The following is a 1,693-nucleotide window of genomic DNA, read 5'->3' on the forward strand; positions in this document are numbered from 1 at the left end:
ACCCCGCGATCAGGCCCATCTGTTCGAGTTTGAGCACGACCTGGTGGGCGCAGTTGTCGACGTCGACATTTTCGGTTTCGACGCTGAGTTCGGGGTTTTCGGGCACGTCGTAGGGGTCTGAGATGCCGGTGAACTCCTTGATCTTGCCCTCGCGCGCGAGCTTGTAGAGGCCCTTGCGGTCGCGGCGCTCGCATTCCTCGATCGAGGTGGCGACATGGACCTCGACGAAGGCGCCGAAGGCTTCGACATCCTCGCGCACCGCGCGGCGCGTCGTCGCATAGGGCGCGATGGGCGCGCAGATGGCGATGCCGCCATTCTTGGTGATCTCGCTGGCCACATAGCCGATGCGGCGGATGTTCAGATCGCGGTGCTCCTTGGAAAAGCCCAGCTCGGAGGAAAGGTTCTTCCGCACGATATCGCCATCCAGCAGCGTAACGGGGCGCCCGCCCATCTCCATCAGCTTGACCATGAGCGCGTTGGCGATGGTGGATTTGCCGCTGCCGGAAAAGCCGGTGAAGAACACGGTGAAACCTTGCTGCGCCCGCGGCGGGCGGGTGCGGCGCAGCTCGGCCACCACCTCGGGGAAGGAGAACCATTCGGGGATCTCCAGCCCCTCCTGCAGGCGGCGGCGCAGCTCGGTGCCCGAGATGTTGAGGATCGTGACGTCATCCTTGTCGGCGATCTCGTCCATCGGCTCGTATTGGGCGCGCTCCTGCACATAGACCATGTGCTTGAAATCGACCATTTCGACGCCGATCTCGGACTGGTGCGCGCGGAAAAGGTCCTGCGCATCGTAAGGCCCGTAGAAATCCTCGCCCTTCGAGTTCTTGCCGGGGCCGGCATGGTCGCGCCCGACGATGAAATGCGTGCAACCGTGATTGGCGCGGATGAGGCCGTGCCAGACCGCCTCGCGCGGGCCGCCCATGCGCATCGCAAGGTTGAGGAGCGACATCGCCGTGGTCGAGCCGGGGTATTTGTCGAGGACAGCCTCATAGCAGCGCACGCGCGTGAAATGATCGACATCGCCCGGCTTGGTCATGCCGACGACGGGATGGATCAAGAGGTTCGCCTGCGCCTCCTTGGCGGCGCGAAAGGTCAGCTCCTGATGCGCCCGGTGCAGCGGATTGCGCGTCTGAAAGGCGACGACCTTGCGCCAGCCCACCTTGCGGAAATAGGCGCGCAGCTCGTTCGGAGTGTCGCGGCGGGCGCGGAAATCGTAATGCACGGGCGGCTGGATGCCGGTGACGGGACCGCCCAGATAGACCTTGCCCGCCGTATTGTGGAGGTAGTTGACCGCCGGATGCGCGCTGTCATCGGCGCCGAAGACCATTGAAGCCTCGCGCGACTTGTCGGGGGTCCAGCGGTCGGTGACGGTCATCGTGGCAAGGATCACGCCCTCCTGGTCGCGCAGGGCGATATCCTGGCCCAGCTCCAGCGCCTCGGCGAAGGTGTCGCTGACATCCAGCGTGATCGGCATCGGCCAGAGCGCGCCGGAGGCGAGGCGCATGTTCTCGACCACGCCATCGTAATCCGCCTCGCCCAGAAACCCCTTGAGCGGGTTGAAGCCGCCATTCATCAGGAGTTCCAGATCGCAGATCTGCCGCGGCGTCAGGTCGTGGCTGACCAGATCCGCCGCCTCCACCTTCAGCTTCTGCGCAGACTCGTGGCTGACGTATAGTTCCGGGATCGGGGT

1 protein-coding gene is annotated in these 1,693 nt (G+C 64.6%); it reads right to left on the minus strand.

Going from position 1 to position 1,693, the window contains the following annotated elements:
- Window positions 1-1,693 (minus strand): bifunctional sulfate adenylyltransferase/adenylylsulfate kinase (locus ACEWPM_RS19745; RefSeq protein ID WP_393964164.1); only part of this gene is annotated, 1,693 nt, incomplete at both ends.

Source organism: Roseovarius maritimus (genome assembly GCF_043355895.2).
Classification (GTDB): domain Bacteria; phylum Pseudomonadota; class Alphaproteobacteria; order Rhodobacterales; family Rhodobacteraceae; genus Roseovarius; species Roseovarius maritimus.